The organism is Arthrobacter sp. 1088 (assembly GCF_031455315.1).
Lineage (GTDB): Bacteria > Actinomycetota > Actinomycetes > Actinomycetales > Micrococcaceae > Arthrobacter.
Genome location: NZ_JAVDSM010000013.1, coordinates 74,748 through 95,331 on the forward strand (window position 1 = coordinate 74,748; position 20,584 = coordinate 95,331).

Below are 20,584 nucleotides of genomic sequence, written 5' to 3' on the forward strand. Positions count from 1 at the left end.
GCGGGGGTCGGAGATCGTCATGATTGCTGTCCGGCTCCGCTTTTTGCGCCTCTGAGGTCGGGAAGACTTCCTTGTTCCCGCCGAGAGACGAAACGGTGTGTGGCCTTGCCAAAACGATTATTCTTCGGCCACAAACGAGATTAGAAGGCTAAAACCTCTGCTGTCAACGCCAAAATTTCACCAAGGTGTTTGGCAATCGTTCGCGGGTTGCGTTACTTCCACGGACCAGCAACAGCCTGATTGCTTCCTGCTCGGCGAATTGGGCCTCAGGGTTACGTGGCGCGAACTGGCCGGTATTGGTACGAATCGCTGGCAGTGATAAATCCGCAAGCCTACCTACGGGGCAAAGGTTGGAAGGCTGATGCCTACCTACCCGTGCTGCTGGCATCAGGGAAGATCGTTGTAAACGGGGCAGCGCATCGAGTCAATCAAGATTGCCTCAAGAATAGGTGTTTTGAGTCCAATACGCGTCATGTTTCAGCTGCAACTTATGTAGTTTACTTGGGCCTCCGGTGGTTATCCCGGCCGCCTCCCCCTCACCCACAGGTGCTTTGGGGCCACAAAGTGACGCGCTTCTTTTCCATGAGTACTACGCGTCCAGAAAGAAAGATCATCCTTTCACTGCATTTAACTCGATTAGGCGCAAGGCGGGCTTCACTGAACACGCCAACGTTATCCCGCGTCGTCGCGGGTAGCACCGCGGTACTCGCTGTCGCCATTGGATCTGCTGCAGTTGCTTCCGCGACACCAGGCCCGGCAACGTGTTTGAACCCGTTGGCCCAAACTCACAACTTCACGGTCGTTGTAGAAGATGATGCTTCCCTCGGCACAACCGGAGCTGGTGGGGAGATTGAGGGAAGCCTGGTGGCTGGCAGAGACGTCAGCTTTGGCTTGTACAACTTTTTGGGCAACACCGATGGCAGCGCGATGCCTTCTGTTGGAGGCCCTTCCACCCAGCTCTTGGTTGGGGGAACAGTTGACTACTCCAGCGGGCAGAAGCTTGATCTGAATGGTGGTTTCGGCAAGATCAGCGACACAGCCGGCCTGCACGTCACCGATGATGGACGCCTCTTCCGGGACAACCCCAATCGCTACCTGAATTCTCAATTTGGCGCCGGACAAAAAGCGTGTCGGACTATTCGGCCGCCGCCGAGGCCTTCAATGATGCCTTTCCCGCCGACTATTTCGACCGTCTGCGAAGCCTTTCCGCTTACTACGCCAACCCGGCCGAAGGAAACAACACTTCGATTGTCACCGCCACCGGAGACAGCGAACTCCATCTCCTCCTGCAGGAGGGAAAAACCAACATCTGGAACACGAATGCCACCCAGCTCAGCTCCCCCCCCAGATGCCGCCTTGGACTACAACCGCACCAACCCCCTCCGCGGTCAAATCATAAGCGAGAGCCTCAACATCACTGGGGCCGGGGAAATCCACCACTGGAGCCATGAATCGACGCCCTGCTCCGCTCAACCCGAGCCGGTCGTCACACCCTCCGCAACCCCAACGCCGAAGGCAACCACCACACCCACGGCGGCCCCCACTGCCGACTCCACTGGACCTCAGCCAACCGAGCCTGTAGCACCGACTTCTTACCCAACGGAGACCACCCCGGGGAAGTCGTCCAGGACGCAGCACAAGCCCAGCTTGCTGAGACCGGCTTTGACCGTATCTGGATTGTCGCTGCCGCTCTCTCTGATTCCGATCGGGGGGCTGCCGTACTGCTGAGCCGAGCACGGAAACAGGGCAAGCGCGTCGCCTAACGCACGATAGCAGTTGGCGCTTTCCCACACTTCCACCCCGCAAAGGCCCGTCGATAAACCGCCGGCCCCCAGCTGTGGCAGTCTGCCATCCCCAAGGACCAAACAGCGCGTGCAGGTTTCAGCTTCCCACGGTAGCTATTTTCAGATACCAGTAAAATCCCTCGCGTTGACTCATAAAAAACCTCCGCGAAGGGGCATACGTTGCCTCATGAATAATCCTCCGGCTGGTGCGGGGTTGCCGGGCGGGTGCGTGCGGGTTACGCAGGGTGGATGGGTTTGACGATGGCGGAGCGCAAGGCCGTGACGAAGCAGCTGGCAAGGTCCTATCGGGCCGGTGACCGGATCCGGAAGGGCAGGATTCTGGACGAGGTCGTTGAACTGACAGGCTGGCACCGGGACTACGCCCGGGCGGTGCTGCGGCACGCCCTCGATCCGCCGAGGCCGCGACCCGTTCGCCCCGGACGGGCGCCCGTGTACGGGGCGGATCTGCAGCAGGCGCTGGTGCTCTGCTGGGCGGTGCTGCGGGCTCCGGCGGGAAAGCTGCTGGCCGCGGAAATGCCCGAGCTTGTTCCGCTGCTGCGGGCAGAGGAGGCGCTGCAGGTCACCGATGCTCAGGCGGCCCTGTTGGCACGGATGAGCGCGGCGACGATCGACAGGCGCCTGGCCGGGGAGCGGGCCAAGCTGCTGCCGCGCGGGCGCTCCCATACCAAGCCGGGATCGTTGCTGAAGTCGCAGATTCCGATCCGCACCTGGGCTCAGTGGGATGACGCTGTGCCGGGGTTCGTGGAGATTGATCTGGTCAGCCACGAGGGAGCCAACAACTCAGGGCAGTTCTGCTTCACGCTGACTGTCACGGACATCGCCACCGGCTGGACGGTCAACCGGTCCGTGCCGAACAGGGCGCAGAAGCACGTGTTCGCGGCCCTGCAGCATGCCATATCCGTCTTCCCGTTCCCGGTGATCGGCATCGACTCGGACAACGGGGGCGAATTCATCAACAACCAGCTCTTCGACTTCTGCCAGGACCAGCGGATCACCTTCACCCGTTCGCGTCCGTACAACAAGAACGACGGGGCCCACGTGGAGCAGAAGAACTGGTCCAGGGTCCGCGAGCTGGTCGGCTACCTGCGCTACGACACGCCCGCGGAGCTGGAGCTGCTCAATCAGATCTGGGAACTGGACCGGATCTTCACCAACTATCTGCTGCCCCAGCAAAAACTCGTGTCCAAGGTCCGTGTGGGAGCCAAGGTCAGCAAGAGACATGACGCCCCGGCCACTGCGCACCGGCGCACGGCCGCTGCTCCCGATGTCTCACCAATGGCCCTGATCCGCATGGATACCGAATACCAAAAAGTCAGACCCGCCGCCCTGTCCCGCCAAATCCTGTCCCTCACCCGCAGGCTTGAAACGCTCTCCACCGCAAAGCAGCCGGCACCGGTCAAACCACCCGTCAACGAGGACTGGAACCGCCGACCCAACCGGAGGTTTTCCAATGACGCAACGTATGCCCCTTCCCGGAGGTATTGACGTGAGGCAACAGGTCCCTGGCCTCCGCAAAGCGTCTCTGGAGGAAGCGTCGGATAAGCAAGTTGGAAACTCAAGAGGGGCGGACGGGCAACGTGGACCCGGTTCGACGTTGCCCGTCCCTCCAATAAACCCCAGCCCCACAGTGGTCAGGATCCTTAGAGACTTTGGCGAGCGCGCAACATGGAGTGGCGCAGCTGTGTGAGTTGGCTCATCCTTGGCCATTGGCGCAACCGGCGACGCCACTCGTGGCCGTCGGAATGCTGACAGTTGACGGTCACGCGAGACACCGGCATTGAGTTCAAGCCTGCCTGCAGCGACCACTGGGGCGTGTTGCTAAACCGTGATTCTGGCCTACGTCGCGGCTGTTGGAGTACTTGATAGTTCGAGTGGTGCGTATCGCGCGGCTGTTTCTGATGTCCATGGCAATGTTTGCTCTCAGAGCGCTGCTCGAATCGATAGCCATTGATGGCGTTAAGCGAGCGAAGACTCTCCGGGCAGCGTCAATGGCGGCAGGACCGACACGGTAATGCCACCGCCGCTCAAGCTAAAGGAACGGTGAAACATAATGCCCGCGGTGAGGGCTCGCTGGCAAGGCGGCCCCACCACTTCAAGGTGGGTCTACGTAGTTCGATTCTCGCACTGGCATCACGAACAGATCAGCAGTTCGTTTTCCTGAAGCCACCGAATGCGTGAGCGATGGAAGTTGGCTCATGGAAGGAACGCTGATGAATACTGAGGGCACACCGGTGACGATGAGTGCGCGCAACGGTTCCTTGGGCCCGTTGGAGGTGATCGAGGATCGCCTCGGGAGGATCGAGGGGCTGCAACTCCAGGCGATTTACCCTCTGGATACTGTTGCCGGGGTGTGGGCTCAGTCGCAATTGGCCCAGGTTGAGGTACCCTGGCTGGTACGTACACTCCGGGAGTCCCTCCTCTCCAAGGAGACGTTGGATCAACGTCTAGCTCGTTCCTGCGAACGATGTGGTGGACCCATGGAGGCCCATGGGCGCGCCGCATAGGGCACTTGTCCCAGGCTGACGGGCGATCGGACTGCCAAACTGACGCTGCAAGCCTTTTCCAGTACCGGCCTGTTCGTCGGGGAGCCAGCAGGGCAATGGTCTCTGTCTCCCTGACCGGGACGGATGCCCGGGCAGGAGGGGAAAGCGGACTGCTTCACTCATCTCCCACCTGCCCGGGCAGGCATACGCGTTGAGTTCCTACGTCTTCCACCGGTTCTCTTCCCAGCTGTGTCGACTACCCTGCAAGGGGTGCCCCGAACCCCTGGCCCGCGTATACCGGATAAACCGAAAGGTCTTCCGTTCGTGACGTTCCTGATACCTGGTCCCAGGATGACGAAAGAGGCGTGGGCTCTCTGATCATGGTTCGGCCCGTATCGCTCCGTCAGTAGGAGGAAAGACGCTACACATACACCCCATGTGGGGCAAGGTGGGGGTTGAACACACATCCTGCGGCGGCACGTCAGCGGCGACGGTTACCGGGTAAGAAATAGCAGCGCTACATCCCGATATGTATGCCGGCATGCACCTGATGACCACCGCGGGCGCCGGTGTATGGCAGGGACGTGGACCCGCCCTGCGCCGGCGCATTTCTCCACGCCCAAAGGCGCTGCCCGGGCTGTGGGAGGAAGGCGACCAGTACAGGCGAAAAGTGGTTAGGTCAGTCGCATGCAGGGGAGCGGAACCCGAAACAGCTATTCGTTGGAGGGCAATTCACGTCCACAGGTCAACTCCAGTCTTGGTGCTTGCGTCACGATCGTGCCAGATCCGTGTGTTAGTGGAGAGCGCAGCGCTCTCTACTTTTTGACACATGGGGACGGGCACTACCAATGGGCACACTTGAATACGTTTCAACAGGTGATGGGTCTCAGCACATCACAACAGGGCAGAAACCGCTTGTTGGCGGATTGGATGCTGAGGAGACTTCGGCCGCCGTCGGCCATCCCACATGGGCTTTGGGGGCAGAATCGGAGTTGATTGAGGGAGTGCGGTCAGGGGATCCTGAAGCGATGGCGGCCCTGTATGGCAGGCACAGGGACCGGGCCTTGGCATTTGCCGGATCATTGATGACGGGAGCCCATGAAGCGGAGGACGTTCTGCATGAGGCGTTCGTGAAAACCGTGAGCGCCATCCGCAACGGCCGCGGACCTTCAGACGTGTTTGGCCCGTACCTGAGCACCGCGATCCGGTCCGCGGCAAACAACCGTTGGGTGGCACGCGGTCGTGAACTGCCGACCGGTGACGAGAACCTGGACCCTTACCCAGTCGACGACCCCAGGTTGGAAACAGTGCTCTCCGTGGTTGAGCACGAACGGATCGCAGAAGCGATGCGCTCCCTGCCGGAAAGGTGGCGGACGGTGCTCTGGCATGCCGAAGTCATGGGCCACATGCCCAAGGAGATCGCGCCCGTCCTCGGGATTGCCCCAAACGCTGTGTCTGCGCTGCTTAAACGGGCCCGGGCAGGACTGCGCGCCGCCTACGGGGAGCAGGCGGCCGCCGGACCCAAGGAGCGCGTAACCCGCGGCGGACCCAAGTGAGGGGAACTCGGCAGCCGTCAAAGTTCACTCCTCCGGCAATCCGTCGCTCCCGAAAAGGCTGTGCTGGCATTCCACGCGCAGTGATGCGCGTGGACTGCCCGTCCGAGCTGCGGCTAGGCCCTGGACGCACCCTTTGACCATGCCCAAGAACTGCCCTAACCAGAAACGTTGGTGAAGTCGCGTACCGGTCATCACAGCCGCATCCGACGGTCCCCGTTCAGGTTTGCCCTCCCACTGCACCTTGACTATGAAGGGGCCACGACCTGTCTCATGAAGGCACAGTCGGCAGTGCCGCATCGTCATGATCGGCTGATTGCCCCGTTAACAAACCAGTGCAGGGGAGCGCCGCGCATGCCATCACCGTAGGATCCCCATGACCCACGGTGATACCCTGCACACCCGGACGCGGACGTGAGACCCCCGAAGTCCAGGACAGGCGGCACCACGTGACCCTGTGCCGCCTGTTCACCCGCCAAAAAGACCTGCCCGAAGGGGAGCGTTGAATTGAGTGATCAAACGTAGATCGACGAGACGCTGTACCCCCGCTGGGGCAACGTTTTGCGTGAAGCCGGACCCTGTTCCATGAGGGCCGCTTCCCTGACGTTGTGATTTTTGATACCCACAAGCACGGCCGCAGCGGATGCTTCCTTCGATGTGGTCATTGCGATTCCACGCACGCCCGATCCGACCTGTGCCGCCGGGGACTGTTCATCGATGTCTTCTCTCGGCATTGCACTCGCGTCCTTATCTCTGTGGTTTGACGGTGAATCAATGCGGTTTAGCTTGTGCAGGCCGAAGATCTTCGCAGGAACAGCTTCCGCCGGCGGCAGTTTTCCCCGCAGGTCACTGCTTGCGTCACCGCATCTCCGGATATATTGGTCGGTTTCGGCGCTGGGCTGGCCTCGAAGGACGATTCTCCGCCTGTCCTGTGGCTGGAGCGGGTATGGAACGTGCGCAAGCCGACCAGGCCAGTGTCCTGGGCGTTGACGCAGTCCTGGACACCCAAATCCCTGTAGGCTCTTTCGTGCTTCCGCCTGAATGACCCAACACCTTCCTTCGGTGTAGCAGCGGTCGACTTCAGGGCACCGATCCCTGCAAGGGCATGCCATCGGAGGACAAACGTCACTCTCTGCCAAGCGCCTCCGGCGGAGACTGCGCAAACTCAACCTGGCCGTTCTGTTGGACCTAGCTTCTTGTCGGGTAAGGGGCGGGCTTGGCAAGCGCGCGAAGGTACGAAACCCCGCAAACGAGCCCCCGTCCCCGAGCGGGGCGCGACCTCTCCGGAACGTACCCGGGACCAGGGGACTGCCCTGGCTGACGATGCGCCTCAGCTCGAAGGCACCTTTGGTCCGGGACTTTCCTGTCCCTATGTCCGTGGCCGGCCCCCGTTATCAGCGAGTGATCCTGCCGGGACTCGGGGCGTGCGTCACGAAGGACTTCCCTTCAGGTTACGCGGTTGTGATCTGGCGCAGGGAGAGCCTTTGCGACTCAACAAATGGTTTCAGGGTTAGCTCTGGATGTCGTCTGACGGCGTTCTGATTCGTTGGCTGGTCTTTCCGGCAAGTGGTCTCGCGGCGTTCCCTGGTTCCGGCGAAACAAGGGAACGATATGTCCGACATTCTGCAAGGGCGAAGCGGCACCTCACCTGGTCGGCGGGTGAAGGAGAGGGGCCGCCGGAAAGCCACACCCGGAGGCCGCTATCGGCAGGACCGGCATCCGGCATCACGCCGCACCACCGCGGCCTCGCTCGTTATCACTCTTCTTCTGGGTCTTCTTGCTGGTGTACTGCCAGCCCTGACCTCAGCACCGGCCCAGGCAGCGCCGGGAGACCCGTTCAACTCGGCTTCCCCGACTGTTTTCATCTCTCAGGGAAACCCTACGAGGCTGTACAAGGCGGTGACGGACGGTTCCGGTGTCACGTCGTTTGTTACCGAGGGACCAACAGCGAACTTCAACTACAACGCCATTGCCTACAACACGACCAACAATTACATCTACGCGCTGTCCGTCTCTGCCGGAACCGGGAGCAACGGCGCAGCCATCCCTGCCAATGCGTTGATCCGGATCGGACAGAACGGCTACATCACCCGTGTCGGCGCAACCACGTACACAACCGGCGGCACAACAGTGCCATTTAACACGGCAGCTTTCGGTGCCGACGGAAACCTGTACGCAATGACGAGCGACAGCACGATCATGCGTGTCATCAACCCAACCACGGGCGCGCTGGTCCGGTCCATCACTCTGTCCGCAGTACCGAATTCACCGGACTTTACGTACGCGAACGGGTTTTTCTGGGGCGTGAACACCACCTCCGGCATCGTCCGAATCAACCCCACAACGGGTGCGGTGACCTCCTTTCCAAGCGCCATACCGGCTGGCTCCTACGGGGGTGCCTGGACGTACGGAAACGGCAACCTCGGGTTCTCCAACAACACCACCGGCACGATCTACCAGGTCCGGGTGACAAACCCAGCAGCAGCCACCCCAACCTTCACCCTCGTTGCCACCCAAATTGGCCCGGCCAGCTCAAGCAACGACGGAACCTCCTCTCCGGGCGTCCCGACGGATCTGCAGATCGTCAAGGACGGCCCAGCTACTTTCCCAGCGGGGGGGAGCGTCGCCTACTCCCTGGCGGTGACCAACAACGGCGCGGGGGTTTCCTCCGGGTTCGTGGTTACCGACACCATCCCCGCACCCCTGACCAACCCGACCACGACCAGCCCCGGGTGCACGGTCTCCGGACAGACGGTCACCTGCGTCAGCGGAACACTGGCCGTCGGGCAAACCCAGAACTTCGCGATCAACGCCACCGCACCGGCGACCATGACCTCCTGCGTCACGAACACAGCAACGGTCCTGGCGAACGAGACGGACAGCAACCCCGCCAACAACACCGACACTGCAGAAGGTTGCGTTGGTCCTCTCGTGACCTGCCAGACGGACGCGAGCTTCTTCAACACCGGCTACAACGCCGCTACGGGCGGAGTGCTCGCCAACGGTGCCCTGGACGGGCGCTGGAGAGTCGCCGGCGGCGTCACGGGATTCAACGGCCCTGCAGGCACCATCCCGGCCAACGCCGTATCGCTGCCACCGGCTGGAGCTTCCTTCGTTCGCGCCCAGGTCGGTAACCAGGTCCCAACGGCGTGGGCTGCCAGCCCGTTCGGAAACGCCCAATGGATTTCAGCGAACTACACCGGAGTCGGCGGCAACCAGACCCTTGGAGCAAACGCCGACTGGTACTACCGTTACGACTTCACACTTTCCACGGCAGTGCTCCCGTCCTCGTTCAAGCTGAAGATGAACTGGTTCGCGGACAACTCCGTGGCCGGGGTATGGGTCAACAACGTACCCCAGACCGGCACCAATCTTCCCCAAGCACCCGGAGGATCCGGGCCGTCCATTCCCCTTGACCCGAACGACCCCTACTTTTACGCAGGGTTCAGGACTGCCGCAACCGCATCCACGCTCCTGGACAGCAACTGGCAGACCGGCCTGAACTCCATCATCGTCCAGATCAAGTCCGGGGCGCCATCAGAGGGGTTCCTCGCCCAGATCCAACCCCAACCCGTTTGCCCCGTCCCGGCGATCACGTTGGACAAGTCTGCTGACAAGACCGGCCTGGTCGCCGGGAAGGCCATGACGTACTCGTTCACGTCCGTGAACACCGGCAACGTGACCTTGACGAACGTAGCGATCACCGACCCCCTCCCGGGGTTGTCGACCTTGACCTACACCTGGCCGGGCACCCCGGGCACTTTGCTCGCCGGCCAGACCGTCACCGCCACCGCCACCTACGTCGTGACCCAGGCTGACGTCGATGCCGGCACCGTGTCGAACACCGCGACCGTCACCGGCACCCCATCGACCGGTCCTCCGGTCACCGCTACGGACAGCGTCCAGGTCCCGCAAGCACCGGCACCGTTGATCACGTTGGAGAAGTCTGCAGACAAGACCGACCTGCTCGCGGGGGAGACCATCACGTACTCGTTCTCCTCGCAGAACACCGGGAACGTGTCCCTGACGAACGTCGCGATCACCGACCCCCTCACCGGGCTCTCGGCGCTGACTTACACCTGGCCCGGAACCGCAGGAACCCTACTGCCCGGCCAGACCGTCACCGCGACCGCGACCTACATCGTGACCCAGGCGGACGTGGACAACGGGACCCTGACGAACACCGCGACCGCCACCGGCACCCCGCCGACCGGCCCGGCCGTGACCGCCACGGACACCCTCCAGATCCCCCCGGCTCCGCAGTGGACCATGAGGAAGGACGCCATCGTTGACGGCAGCCCTCCGCACGGCACATCCGTGAACCCCGGGGAGACGATCACTTACACGGTGACTGCCACCAGTCTGATCGGCCAGATCGATGGTGTGGTCCTGACGGATGATCTCTCCGGGGTCCTGGACCACGCATCCTTCGTACCCGGCTCAGCGGTCCTCGTCGTAGGTCCCGGGTCACCCACGCCTGCGGCTGATCCCGTGGCGCCGTCCACCACGTTGACGACTGTGGCGTTCACCCTACCTGCCGGCCAGGTCGCGACTTTGCAGTATCAAGTTGTCGTCAAACAGGACGCATGGAGCAAGGAATTCGTCAACACAGTGACTGGCACCGCAACCACCGCTGGCCCGCTCAGCTGCGCTGCTTCAACTAGGCCCGTAGACCCGGGGTGCACCACCACCCACCGGACCCCGGCGAAGTTCCTGATCCAGAAGATCGGGGAGTCCTCGGACTCGACATGGGTGCCCATGGCCGGGTCGTCCTGGGCCATCCATGACGACACGGGCGGCGCGCCCGGGGTTGCAGACCCTGCCTACCAAGTCGAAGCGATCCCCACCCAAACAGGCATGTTCCAGCTCAAGGGCATCGAACCTGGTGTGTATTGGCTTGAAGAGACGACCGCCCCGGACGGCTTCAGCCTGCTGGCCGAACCCGTCCAACTCACCATCGCCCCCAACGGGTCCGTCACTCTCGGTCAAGGCGGCGGCGCGGGTGTCGTCACCACCGGCGACGAGGACGGGGACGGCATCTTCCTCATCACGGTCCGCGACGTGCCAGCACTAACGATGCCCGAATCCGGTAGTACCGGTTCCTTGCCATTCGCCATGGCCGGCTCAACCCTGCTGCTCACCGCCCTTGTCCTGGCCATCGCCAGCAACCGACGCCGACGGAACCAACCAGCGGCCTCACCCAAACGGCAGTAAACCCTTGGTCATCGTCATCCACATCAGAGACCGTCACCAAAAGTGTTCGCATCAGCACCACCAATGAGAAAGAGGAAAACACTGTGAGTAATCACCACACCGGGCGGCTTTGGAAGACCGCCGCCGCCACGATCGCCGGGGCGGTGTTGGCGATGTCCTTCTCCGTGGCCCCGGCTTCGGCCGCGCCCCTGGTTGACGGGGACACGACCGGTTCCATCACGGTCCACAAGTTCGAACGTCCCGCCACCCCGACGGGCCTGCCGAACAACGGCACGTCCGTGGATACCACCGGCCTGACACCGTTGGCCGGTATCGAGTTCACGATCCAGCAGGTCAACACCATTGACCTGTCCACCAACGCCGGCTGGGACGCGGCGCACAACCTCTCGGGCGTGTTCGCTCCGGCCAACGCCGCTGGCTCGATCACCGGCGCCGGTTACACCCTGGGTACTGCGCAGGCGAAGACCACCGACGCTGCCGGCACCGCAGCTTTCACGGCCTTGCCGGTCGGCCTGTACCTGGTGACGGAAACGAACTACCCGGCCGGTGTGACGCCCTCGGCCCCGTTCCTGGTCTCCGTGCCGTTGACGGACCCGGATAACAAGGACAACTGGATCTACGACGTCCACGTCTACCCGAAGAACTCCGTTGCCGGGGCTGAAAAGACCGTCACGGACGCCCCCGACGTGAAGCTCGGGGACCAGATCGACTTCACCATCACCGGTGACATCCCGAACGAAGCCGTCATCGATGGCTACAAGATCGTGGACGCCCTGGACCCGAAACTGACCTACATCGGCGCGTCCGCGACCCTCGTTGACGGCACCCCGCTGACGGCCGGCACGGACTACACCGTGAACTTCGACGCCGCGAACAACACCGTCTCGGTCATCTTCACCCCCGCCGGCCGGGTCAAACTGGCAGCCCACACGGACACCCGTGTGCAGGTCGTGGTGAACACCAAGGTCAACACCATCGGTGAAATCGAAAACGAAGCCCTCGTCTACCCGAACGCTGCCAGCTTCACCGTCGCCCCGGGCCAGCCCGGCGGCCCGGTCGTTACACCCCCGGTCGTGACCAAGTGGGGCGAAATGACGCTGCAGAAGGTCAACGAGAACGGTGCAGCCCTTGCCGGTGCCGCGTTCTCCGTCTACACCAACGAAGCCGACGCCAAGGCCGGAACGAACCCGGTTGACCTCAACGGCCAGAGCGTCTTCACCGTCGCCGCAGACGGCACCCTGACCATCTCGGGCCTGCGCTACTCCGACTGGGCCAACGGCGCAGCCGTGGCACCCGGAAGCCCCGACTACCGCACCTACTACCTGGTGGAAACCACCGCCCCGGCAGGCTATGAACTGCTCGCCGAGCCGGTCTCCTTCCTGATCAACGGCACCACCACCGCCGTCGGTATCGACCTGCAGGTAAAGAACATCCCCTCCAACAGCGCCTTCCAACTGCCCCTGACCGGTGGCGTCGGAACCGGCATCCTCTACGCAGCAGGAGCCCTCCTCGTCGCCGGCGCGGCACTGATGTTCATCCGCTCACGCCGGACAAGCAACAAGTAACACCAAAGGACCACATCAGCGGTCCTCATTCTGAACACCAAAGTGGGGAAGAACGCCGAAAAGCGCTCTTCCCCGCTTTGCTTCATCCCGGTACAACCCCCTCCAGGAACCTGATGACACAGCCCCAACTTCCCCAACTGCGCCCACGGCGAACAGCCCAACAACCGAGCCGAGCACGCTCCGCATGGAGCAAGCAACGCATCTTCATCGTGCTGGCCGCAATCATCGGCGTCGGTGTGCTCCTCTACCCAACCGCGGCTGCTTGGTTCTCTGATCGGGTCCACGCAACGGAAATAAGCGGCTATATAGAGACGGTCGAAAACCTTTCGCCCTCAGCACAGAAGTCCCTGTTGGACGAAGCCCGCCAGTTCAATAAAGTTCTCCCTTCCGGCCCCCTCCGGGACCCCTACTCCCTGAACGAGCAGGGCGAACAAACAGTCATCGGCTCGGGCTCGGACGCCTACAAGAAGATGTTGGACATTGGGCCCGGAGGCATGATGGCACGCATCAGCATCCCCGCCATCCACTCGGACCTACCGATTTTCCACGGCACCGACCAAGCCACCCTCGCAAAAGGCGCAGGCCATCTCTTCGGCTCAGGATTGCCCGTCGGCGGCACCAGCACCCATAGCGTCCTCACCGCACATACAGGGTTCGTCAACGCCACCCTCTTTGATGACCTGGACAAGGTTGCCGATGGTGACGTCTTCACCATCAACGTACTCGGCGAAGAGCTCTACTACCGTGTAAACCAGATCAAGACCGTGCTTCCGGAAGAAACAGACGACCTCCGCAAGGTGGACGGGAGAGATTACGTCACCCTGGTCACCTGCACGCCAAAGGGCATCAACAGCCACAGGCTTCTCGTCCGTGGTGAACGCATCGATCCCCCCGCACCGGAGGACGGCGACCGAATGCTCCCCAGTCAAGTGCTGGACCCTGGCTTCCCTTGGTGGGCACTGGCTTTGGTGGGCGCAATCGTCTTGGCCATCCTAGTGACCCGGCCACGCAAGAGCTCGCCCGGAGAAGCAGCAACACCAGACAGTGACGACGATGAGGACCCCCCATCCACCTTGGCGGGGGCACCGCGTCACGATGACGGGTGTGAAACTCAGTCGTGAATCCGAAGGGCTTGCTGCCGACCGCTGAGATTCCATGCTCGGGCTACCGGCTTCACGCCTGAGAATTACGTCCTTCTCGTAAGTCTCAAGCGCAGATCAGCCAAGGCAGTCAAGCACCGTATGTTCATTATGACCAAAACAACCGGCAGAAATCAGCATGCGCTTTTCTAGTTACAACTTGTTGGGATCAGAAGAAATCGAGTGGCTCCTTAAGCCAGACGATCCCGCCTCCCGGCGCCACTTCTTGACCCATGCAATCCTCGGCTATTGCCACCATTCTGCAGCGACGCTAAGTTCTCGACACTAGTGTTACCGCTAACAGTGAACCCATGGAGAGTCGGGAATGCTCCTACACATTCGTCCGCAGCGAGATCAAGGCAAACATCCATGGGAACACCACCTAAAGCAGCAAATAGCGTTAGGCCCGCATCGACGACGCTGACGGGCAATGGTGCCAGAGCACAACTCAAAGCAGGGGATTTGCCGACTCCGGTTCCACACGAACGCATAATCGCTGCGATGGAAGCCCTGCCGAGGACATCGCGGGTCGTGCTCTGGTACTGCGATGTTCTAGCAGAGGAACCAGAGACCATCGCCGGGCTCCTTGATCTGGAAACAGTCGTTCTGAAGGCACTGCATTGCGGGCCCAGCGCTGGCTGCGCACCGCATACTTGGAACAGGCACGGCATGATTCCGTCAGGAAGATTCCGACCGGCAATCGGACCGACTGCTGCAGTGCTGATCGCCCGCGCTGGGAGGGGGAGGAAACGTGATGTCCGTTGATAGAGGGTGTGGGGCGGGGGTTGGTGTCGCCTCGCGCCCCACACCGGCAACAGGCGAACTCAATTACCTCTTACCGCGGAACCGATCCCGGCAGTGCGTGAGTACCGAATGGGCTTTGTTCCGCATTTCCTAAACCGCGGGCGCCGGAAAACGTGACGGGGTAGCTTGGCTCGATAAAACCTCATTGCCCGGAAGGTTTGCTTCTGGAACCAGAATAGGGGGTGTTAGTCGTGAGTCTGAGCGCCGAGAACTGGGGGTAAGCCTCTTGCCGACGGGATCAGATCTCCTGGGTCGTAATAGGCAGCGCACGCTCAGCTTCAGAACCTGGGGTCGGGGCAATTGGAGCGCATCCCCTTAAGAGAGGCGGGTGGTTCCGGTACCACGGGAGGAGCAGCCTTTGCACGTCGCCTTGGTCAGCAGGGCGTCTCAGTGCTCGCGGCCAATCGTTCGCAGCCGCGCACGGGCGTGCCGGAGTGGACCAGGGCTTCTGGCCCGGCTGTAGGCGAGGAACAGGACACTGCGACAGTCGCCGAAGTTGTTATGGGGGGTGAGTTTGAAGATATCGACTTTTTCGCCCTCATGGAACAGTACAGTCCCGAGCCCCTGGTCCAGGAAAAACCCAGAAGTAGTAGCCGGATCGCATGAGCATGTCAACCCGGCCCGCGGGGAGGGCGGTGCCGTCCCGGTACACCTCAACGGCGTCTGCGGGTACAAGCTTGTCCCATTGCAGGACGCGCTGACGGGCCGGTGACGCGGAAGTGGGCGGGGTTGGCATCCATGCTTGAAGTCCTTGAAAATCTAATTTGTTGTCCGCACGCATGATCCCTTGCAGCGCTATCTGAGATCTGACTTGTCAACCAGGTGAAGCAACTTGAACGGGGCTTGGTCATTAAACTGACGACCCTCAATCCCTCTACTGGCTATCCCAAGCCGGAAATGAGCACCCTTTCACTTCCCGCATCAACCGAGACCGCACGGGGAACGCCTAACACTCCGTCGACGGTTGATGGTCCAGGCGGGCCTGAAACCGTTCAGGTGTGGCGTGCGGGGCCCTCAAATTAGGTAGCAATTCATGGGCCCCGCGCGTCCTTTTCCGTTTGCGGCTGACTCAAGAAGATCCGCACCAGGTATGCAGGCGAACCCGCCCCGGGGTCAAATGAGCGGCCAATTAGGTCGGGGTACTGCGCAATAGCGTCACCTACTTCCTTTTGACCGTTGATTGGCAGGTTCGTGACTGAAGCCCCCGGACCCAGTTCCCCGACTGCGTTCCTGGCCGGGGCTGGAACCGGTCCCGGTGACAAGGTGATGTACGGCTTCGAGCACGCCTGCGGCGAGGGCCATGGCTTTGGTCGTGTCCCTGGGAGGTTCCAATGCCTGCCGGTACTCGATATACCGGTGAGTGAGGACACGCATCAGCTCCGCGTTGACACCCATCAGCGCTTCACTCCGACCTGGCGGGGTTGTTCGACTCACACTGTATTCCTGTTCGTTCCAGCCGACTCTTCGGCGGTCATGCGCTCAACCTCACAGCCACCGGAACATGACGCCACCTGTTTCCACAGCCTGCGAACCGGGCCAGGCCTATACCTCTTCGTTTTCCATGTGCCGATTATCGCGTCATGAAACGGGCCGGACTGCCGTGTACTGGCTAAGCGCGAAAGCTCTGTCCTACTTGCAACACATGAGGTTAGACGAGGATGGGCCAGTTGGACGATGCTGCGCACACATACGCGGGCCAGGCACGTGACGTTGTCACGGGCCGTTCCGGTGATTCCGAACTGTCATTTTGGGCCCGAGGAGCAGGTGGGGGAGAGTCTGGGGTGCTTGCACGGGTCCGGAGGGGGATACCGAGGCAATGGCCGTGCTGTATGACCATCACCGTGAATGTGGCGTTATCTTCGCCCGGCGGTTGACCTCGAGCGGGCAGGAAGCCGAAGACGTTCTGCACCAGGCGTTCGTGAAGGCGATCTTAGCGATCCGGAACGGGTACGGACCAACAGAATGTGTTCGGCCCTTACCTGAGCGCTTCGATCGGGTCTGTGGCCATGACGTTATGGAAGAAACTGACCGTGAACAGCCCGCGCCGGATGAGCATCTGGACGCCAGCGTGGTAGACCGGCCCTGGGAGGGGGCGTTGTTCGTGATCGAGCATGAACCTGTCGCAGCCGCGATTCGCACCCTTCCGGAACGGCGGCGGACAGTGCTCTGGCACGCCGAAGTACTCGGGCGGAAGCCCCCGGGAGATCGCCCCGGTCACGGGGATAGAACCGAACGCGGTCTCTGCCCTGCTAATCAGTGCCAGAACGGGGCTCCGTACGGCCTCTACGAAAATGCAGGACGAATACATAAGCCCCGGCAGGGAGTTCTTCGACGAACCCAACTAACGACCAATCATCCCCCCATCAACATAACAGGCCATGACGAGCACGTGAGTGAGTACCTCAGCAACTTTGGACACAACATTGGACACTGACGGGTATCAACGTAGGGAGGCCGAGCTGCCGAGCGAGCTTATGCACCGGCATCGAAGTACCCGACGCCCTGGCAGGGCCCGCGCGATCCCAGTCGTCAAGATCAGCTCCAGTGCGGCCGTCTCATGCCCGGATATCTTGTATAACCGATATCCATCCGTGTGTCGTATGAATTCAGCGTCGGGGACGGTCATTTGGTGAGGTGGACGGGTTACGCCGAAATCCGTCCTTCGGGTGTTCTTTTCGCGCTCGTCGGCTGTCCAAAGTTGGACAAACCGCGAAACGCCGGGGTTCCTCGAACGGGAGTCAATTTGCGATAGACGGACTCCGCGACAGGGTCCTAAGGCGGCGACTGGGCCGACGCGGGCGGACCCGAGTTAGGCGGGCTTCGAGGTTGACCGGCCCTGTCAGGACGGCGTGCCGCGTAGTCGATCTTCATTGGATCAAGGACAATTGGATCATCCGATTCTTACGTTGGCTGGCGCGCGCGCCGGTTACTTTTGAGGAAGAAGAGCCGATGACCTGTATTAGAACTGTGGGCTTTGGTGCCGTAGCGAACGCCGTGGCCGCACCTAAGGGACGCTACTCCTGTCCCGATGCCGCGGAGCTTGTCCTCAACGGGCATCCTCGACGTGTGGTTACGGAGGCAGCACCTGCCCCGGAGAGCATGTCCGCCGACGACTTCACCCAAAGCGTCGAAGAACCGGCTCTTGTAGCAATGGCGGCACTGTAGATGCCCCCCGGAAGCGGCGAGCAGGCAGGGGCCTTGGAATCTGCCATCCCGGCACACCTCAGCGTGGAACGGACGCGGACCAGACGTGTGGGAGATAACTACACACCCCCTTACCCGTCCTATTCCGTGCGCTTCGCCGACGGTGTCAGCAGTCTTGTATGCGCCTTCTTCGGCGTCCAAAGCAAGCCGCCACTGTCCCGTGGAGCGAAGGCGGCCTCCGCCGGTATGTGGGAGTTGTGCGCACAAGCGGATGGACCGATATCCCGCGAGCACGCGGTCCACACTGATGAACAGGGTTTCGAGAACCAGGTCATCATCGCTTATTGGGACGATACTGAGGCCTATAGGCGATGGTTCAACAAGCACCGCGACGTACTGATCGGCGCTGGTTTGATACTGGCTGACCACGGCCGCTGGATCGAAGCGGTCACCCCAGATGCAAGCGGTTTGGAGACCCTGTACTCGTCCAACACCTTCCCGGAAGGGGTCGCAAGGGTGGCCGCTGGAGGGTTCAGCGGCGAGATCCAGGAACATGGGTACTGGGGAAGCATGCGTGAGCGCCTTCCACGTGCGCAGACCGAGGCCCTTGACCCGGCGGGCGACCCGTTCGTCGACGCTGGCTCAAGCATTATCCGGGTAGAACCCCACGACAACCTTGCGATTATTCGCTCCGGTCAAGACTGGAGCCTCTGCGAAGAGGCAGAACGTGAGTCGTACTTCGGCGATGTGGAGCCCCATCTGCGCGCGGGCATGGACTTCCTGACGTCGGAGGGCTCGTCGATCGGCTGCTACGCGAACAGGTACATGACCAGCAGCGACGGCGAGGGCGGCGTCCTTGAACAGAGCTTCGGCCTGAGCTTCTGGCACAGCCTGGGGGACATGGAAAGGTGGGCGGAAACTCACCCCACTCACCTCGCTATCTTCGGATCCGCCATGAAATTCCTACAAGCAAACGTCGGTGCCAAGCTCCGCCTCAGCCATGAGGTCGCTGTCGTCGCACGCGACCAGCAATACTTCGAATACAACAATTGCCACGCCACAACGGGGATGCTCGGGGCCGGAAGGCCTGTCGCATCACATACGGACGTGACAAGCTGATGTGATGTAGGGCAAAAGCTTCGTTCTTCTTTGTGTGACAGAATCTGGTGGTATCCGTTGGTCTTGGAGGGTGAATCGCAGGTTGGAGGCAATTTCGCAGCGCTAGCATGTCACAAAGGCCAAGGCGTCCATCCGCCGATCGGCTGACGGGCCGGCCGGGGGAAGATGATTCGTGGCACTAGAGTTTCGTCCATGATTGTTTGGCTCATCGGAGCCTACGCGGCGGGAAAGACGACGAGGTGCGCGTTCGTGCAGGCTCACCCACTCTGGGAAGTCCGTGAATAGAATTTCCCCGACCTGCGCTCAGGAAGCTTTCCTGGAAGGTCACATCGAAGCATTCAACACCATTGGTGGCGTCCCTACCCGACATATCCGCTTGCGCGCCCGCACCGGGCGGTGAGCGCTCGAGAGATCGACTGAGACCCGACCTTTCGTGGTCGAACGAGCACGGTGTTGCCGGTCACGTCTGTCCGAGCGCGTCGGGTCGCCGCACGGACAGGCGTGACCGGGCGGATTCACTCTGCGTCGAGGAAGGCGTAGTCAGTGTAGCCTTGGGCGCCCGTTCCATAGAACAGCTCTGGCCGCGGTTCGTTCTCGGCGTGCCCACCTCGCCAGCGCTCGACGAGGTCGGGGTTGGCGATGAGGGCCCGTCCCACGACCACTGCGTCGGCGTGATTGGCCTCGATCTGATGGAACGCCTGCTCCCGCGTGGTTTGGCCCCCGAGGGGGCCGTTGTTGACGATCACCATGCCGTCGAAGCGCCGACGCAGCTCCTGCACCAGCTCGCCGCCTGGCTCGACGTGCAGGATGGAGAGGTAGGCCAAGCCAAGGGGTCGCAGCTGGTCCAACAGGGTTCCATAGGTGGCCAGGACGTCGTCTCGGTCCGTCTCGAAGACGTCCCCGAGGTCGCCCTCCGGCGAGATCCGCAGTCCGACCCGCTCGGCACCCACGGCCTCTGCTACCGCCGTGACGACCTCGACAACGAAGCGGGTGCGGTTCTGCGGCGTGCCGCCGTACTCGTCGGCACGTTTGTTGGCCGCCGGTGAGAGGAACTCCTGCAGCAGGTAGCCGTTGGCGCCGTGGATCTCCACGCCGTCCGCGCCGGCCTCGACGGCCCGGCGGGCCGCGGCGACGAAGTTGTCCTGGGCGACCCGGATCTCGGCCGCGGTCATCGCCTCCGGCACCGGGTAGGGCTGCTCCCCCTTCTCGGTGAACGTCTTGTTGTTGATCGCGATCGCGCTGGGGGCAAGGATGCGGCGGCCGCCGTTGATGTCGGGGTGGGTGCCGCGCCCGGCGTGCATGATCTGCAGGACGATGCGGCCGCCCTCCTCGTGCACCGCGTCGAACACCCGCCGCCAGCCGGCCGCCTGCTCGTCGGTGGCGATGCCCGGCTCACCGACATACCCCTGCGACGCGTGGTCGGGGTAAGTGCCCTCGGTGACGATCATTCCCACGCTCGCCCGCTGCCGATAGTACTCGACCATGAGGTCGCCGGGGATGCCGGAGGCGCCGGCGCGGACGCGGGTGAGAGGCGCCATGACGATGCGGTTGGCGAGCTCGATACTCCCGAGCGAGACGGGGGAGAACAGGGACGGAACGGGGGAGGCATTCAGGGTGCTGACGGACATGGTCTTCTTTCTGTCGGATGGTGGGACTGGATGAGCGGATGTCAGCCGAGCGGTGCGTCGGCGACGCCCCGACCGCCATCCGGCCGGGAACACTCTCAAGCGTGCGGGGTGCTCCGACATTCACCCAGAC

At 62.0% G+C, this 20,584-nt stretch carries 11 protein-coding genes; 9 read left to right on the forward strand and 2 right to left on the reverse strand.

Translation table 11 applies throughout. The features are described from left to right. Positions 1-582 precede the first annotated feature (582 nt). The 4 genes from J2Y41_RS23160 to J2Y41_RS19200 all read left to right on the forward strand — a co-directional run bounded on the left by J2Y41_RS23160 (position 583) and on the right by J2Y41_RS19200 (position 5,844). Positions 583-1,728, forward strand: coding sequence for a collagen-binding domain-containing protein (locus tag J2Y41_RS23160; protein WP_396133569.1), 1,146 nt, complete (start codon positions 583-585; stop codon positions 1,726-1,728). A gap of 305 nt (positions 1,729-2,033) precedes the next feature. After that, entirely contained in the window at positions 2,034-3,290 is a 1,257-nt protein-coding gene (locus J2Y41_RS19190) for a transposase family protein (protein WP_309930858.1), read from the forward strand. A 725-nt stretch (positions 3,291-4,015) separates the two neighbouring features. After that, positions 4,016-4,309 carry a hypothetical protein gene (locus J2Y41_RS19195; RefSeq protein ID WP_309930860.1) on the forward strand — a complete coding sequence of 98 codons (294 nt, stop codon included), beginning with the start codon at positions 4,016-4,018 and terminating at the stop codon, positions 4,307-4,309. Positions 4,310-5,136: 827 nt separating this feature from the next. After that, positions 5,137-5,844 (forward strand): sigma-70 family RNA polymerase sigma factor, encoded by a 708-nt coding sequence (locus tag J2Y41_RS19200; RefSeq protein ID WP_309930862.1) that lies wholly within the window; start codon positions 5,137-5,139, stop codon positions 5,842-5,844. 512 nt (positions 5,845-6,356) lie between these two features. On the opposite strand, the gene J2Y41_RS19205 is transcribed toward J2Y41_RS19200, so the two are convergent. Continuing rightward, positions 6,357-6,575 carry a hypothetical protein gene (locus tag J2Y41_RS19205; protein WP_309930864.1) on the reverse strand — a complete coding sequence of 73 codons (219 nt, stop codon included), beginning with the start codon at positions 6,573-6,575 and terminating at the stop codon, positions 6,357-6,359. Positions 6,576-7,452: 877 nt separating this feature from the next. On the opposite strand from J2Y41_RS19205, the gene J2Y41_RS19210 reads away from it, so the two are divergent. The 5 genes from J2Y41_RS19210 to J2Y41_RS19230 all read left to right on the forward strand — a co-directional run bounded on the left by J2Y41_RS19210 (position 7,453) and on the right by J2Y41_RS19230 (position 18,826). Continuing rightward, complete coding sequence (locus J2Y41_RS19210) at positions 7,453-11,055, forward strand: DUF6923 family protein (RefSeq protein ID WP_309930866.1); 3,603 nt, start codon at positions 7,453-7,455, stop codon at positions 11,053-11,055. 83 nt (positions 11,056-11,138) lie between these two features. Beyond that, a complete protein-coding gene (locus tag J2Y41_RS19215; protein ID WP_309930868.1) occupies positions 11,139-12,620 on the forward strand; it encodes a SpaH/EbpB family LPXTG-anchored major pilin in 1,482 nt (493 codons plus the stop codon). Between the two features lie 113 nt (positions 12,621-12,733). Continuing rightward, positions 12,734-13,741 carry a class C sortase gene (locus J2Y41_RS19220; protein ID WP_309930870.1) on the forward strand — a complete coding sequence of 336 codons (1,008 nt, stop codon included), beginning with the start codon at positions 12,734-12,736 and terminating at the stop codon, positions 13,739-13,741. Positions 13,742-17,512: 3,771 nt separating this feature from the next. Beyond that, on the forward strand, positions 17,513-17,728 hold the full coding sequence (locus J2Y41_RS19225; protein ID WP_309930871.1) for a hypothetical protein: 216 nt from the start codon (positions 17,513-17,515) through the stop codon (positions 17,726-17,728). After that, complete coding sequence (locus tag J2Y41_RS19230) at positions 17,729-18,826, forward strand: phenylacetaldoxime dehydratase family protein (RefSeq protein WP_309930873.1); 1,098 nt, start codon at positions 17,729-17,731, stop codon at positions 18,824-18,826. Between the two features lie 515 nt (positions 18,827-19,341). Here the strand turns inward: J2Y41_RS19230 and J2Y41_RS19240 are convergent. Continuing rightward, positions 19,342-20,454: an alkene reductase gene (locus J2Y41_RS19240; protein ID WP_309930875.1), complete on the reverse strand. Its 1,113-nt coding sequence runs from the start codon at positions 20,452-20,454 to the stop codon at positions 19,342-19,344. Positions 20,455-20,584: the final 130 nt, after the last annotated feature.

Excerpts from the sequence above, each read along its gene's own strand:
- J2Y41_RS23160 (WP_396133569.1), top strand. The coding sequence starts at position 583 with ATGAGTACTACGCGTCCAGAAAGAAAGATCATCCTTTCACTGCATTTA.
- J2Y41_RS19190 (WP_309930858.1), top strand. The coding sequence starts at position 2,034 with ATGGGTTTGACGATGGCGGAGCGCAAGGCCGTGACGAAGCAGCTGGCA.
- J2Y41_RS19195 (WP_309930860.1), top strand. The coding sequence starts at position 4,016 with ATGAATACTGAGGGCACACCGGTGACGATGAGTGCGCGCAACGGTTCC.
- J2Y41_RS19200 (WP_309930862.1), top strand. The coding sequence starts at position 5,137 with ATGGGCACACTTGAATACGTTTCAACAGGTGATGGGTCTCAGCACATC.
- J2Y41_RS19205 (WP_309930864.1), bottom strand. The coding sequence starts at position 6,575 with ATGCCGAGAGAAGACATCGATGAACAGTCCCCGGCGGCACAGGTCGGA.
- J2Y41_RS19210 (WP_309930866.1), top strand. The coding sequence starts at position 7,453 with ATGTCCGACATTCTGCAAGGGCGAAGCGGCACCTCACCTGGTCGGCGG.
- J2Y41_RS19220 (WP_309930870.1), top strand. The coding sequence starts at position 12,734 with ATGACACAGCCCCAACTTCCCCAACTGCGCCCACGGCGAACAGCCCAA.
- J2Y41_RS19225 (WP_309930871.1), top strand. The coding sequence starts at position 17,513 with ATGACCTGTATTAGAACTGTGGGCTTTGGTGCCGTAGCGAACGCCGTG.
- J2Y41_RS19230 (WP_309930873.1), top strand. The coding sequence starts at position 17,729 with ATGCCCCCCGGAAGCGGCGAGCAGGCAGGGGCCTTGGAATCTGCCATC.
- J2Y41_RS19240 (WP_309930875.1), bottom strand. The coding sequence starts at position 20,454 with ATGTCCGTCAGCACCCTGAATGCCTCCCCCGTTCCGTCCCTGTTCTCC.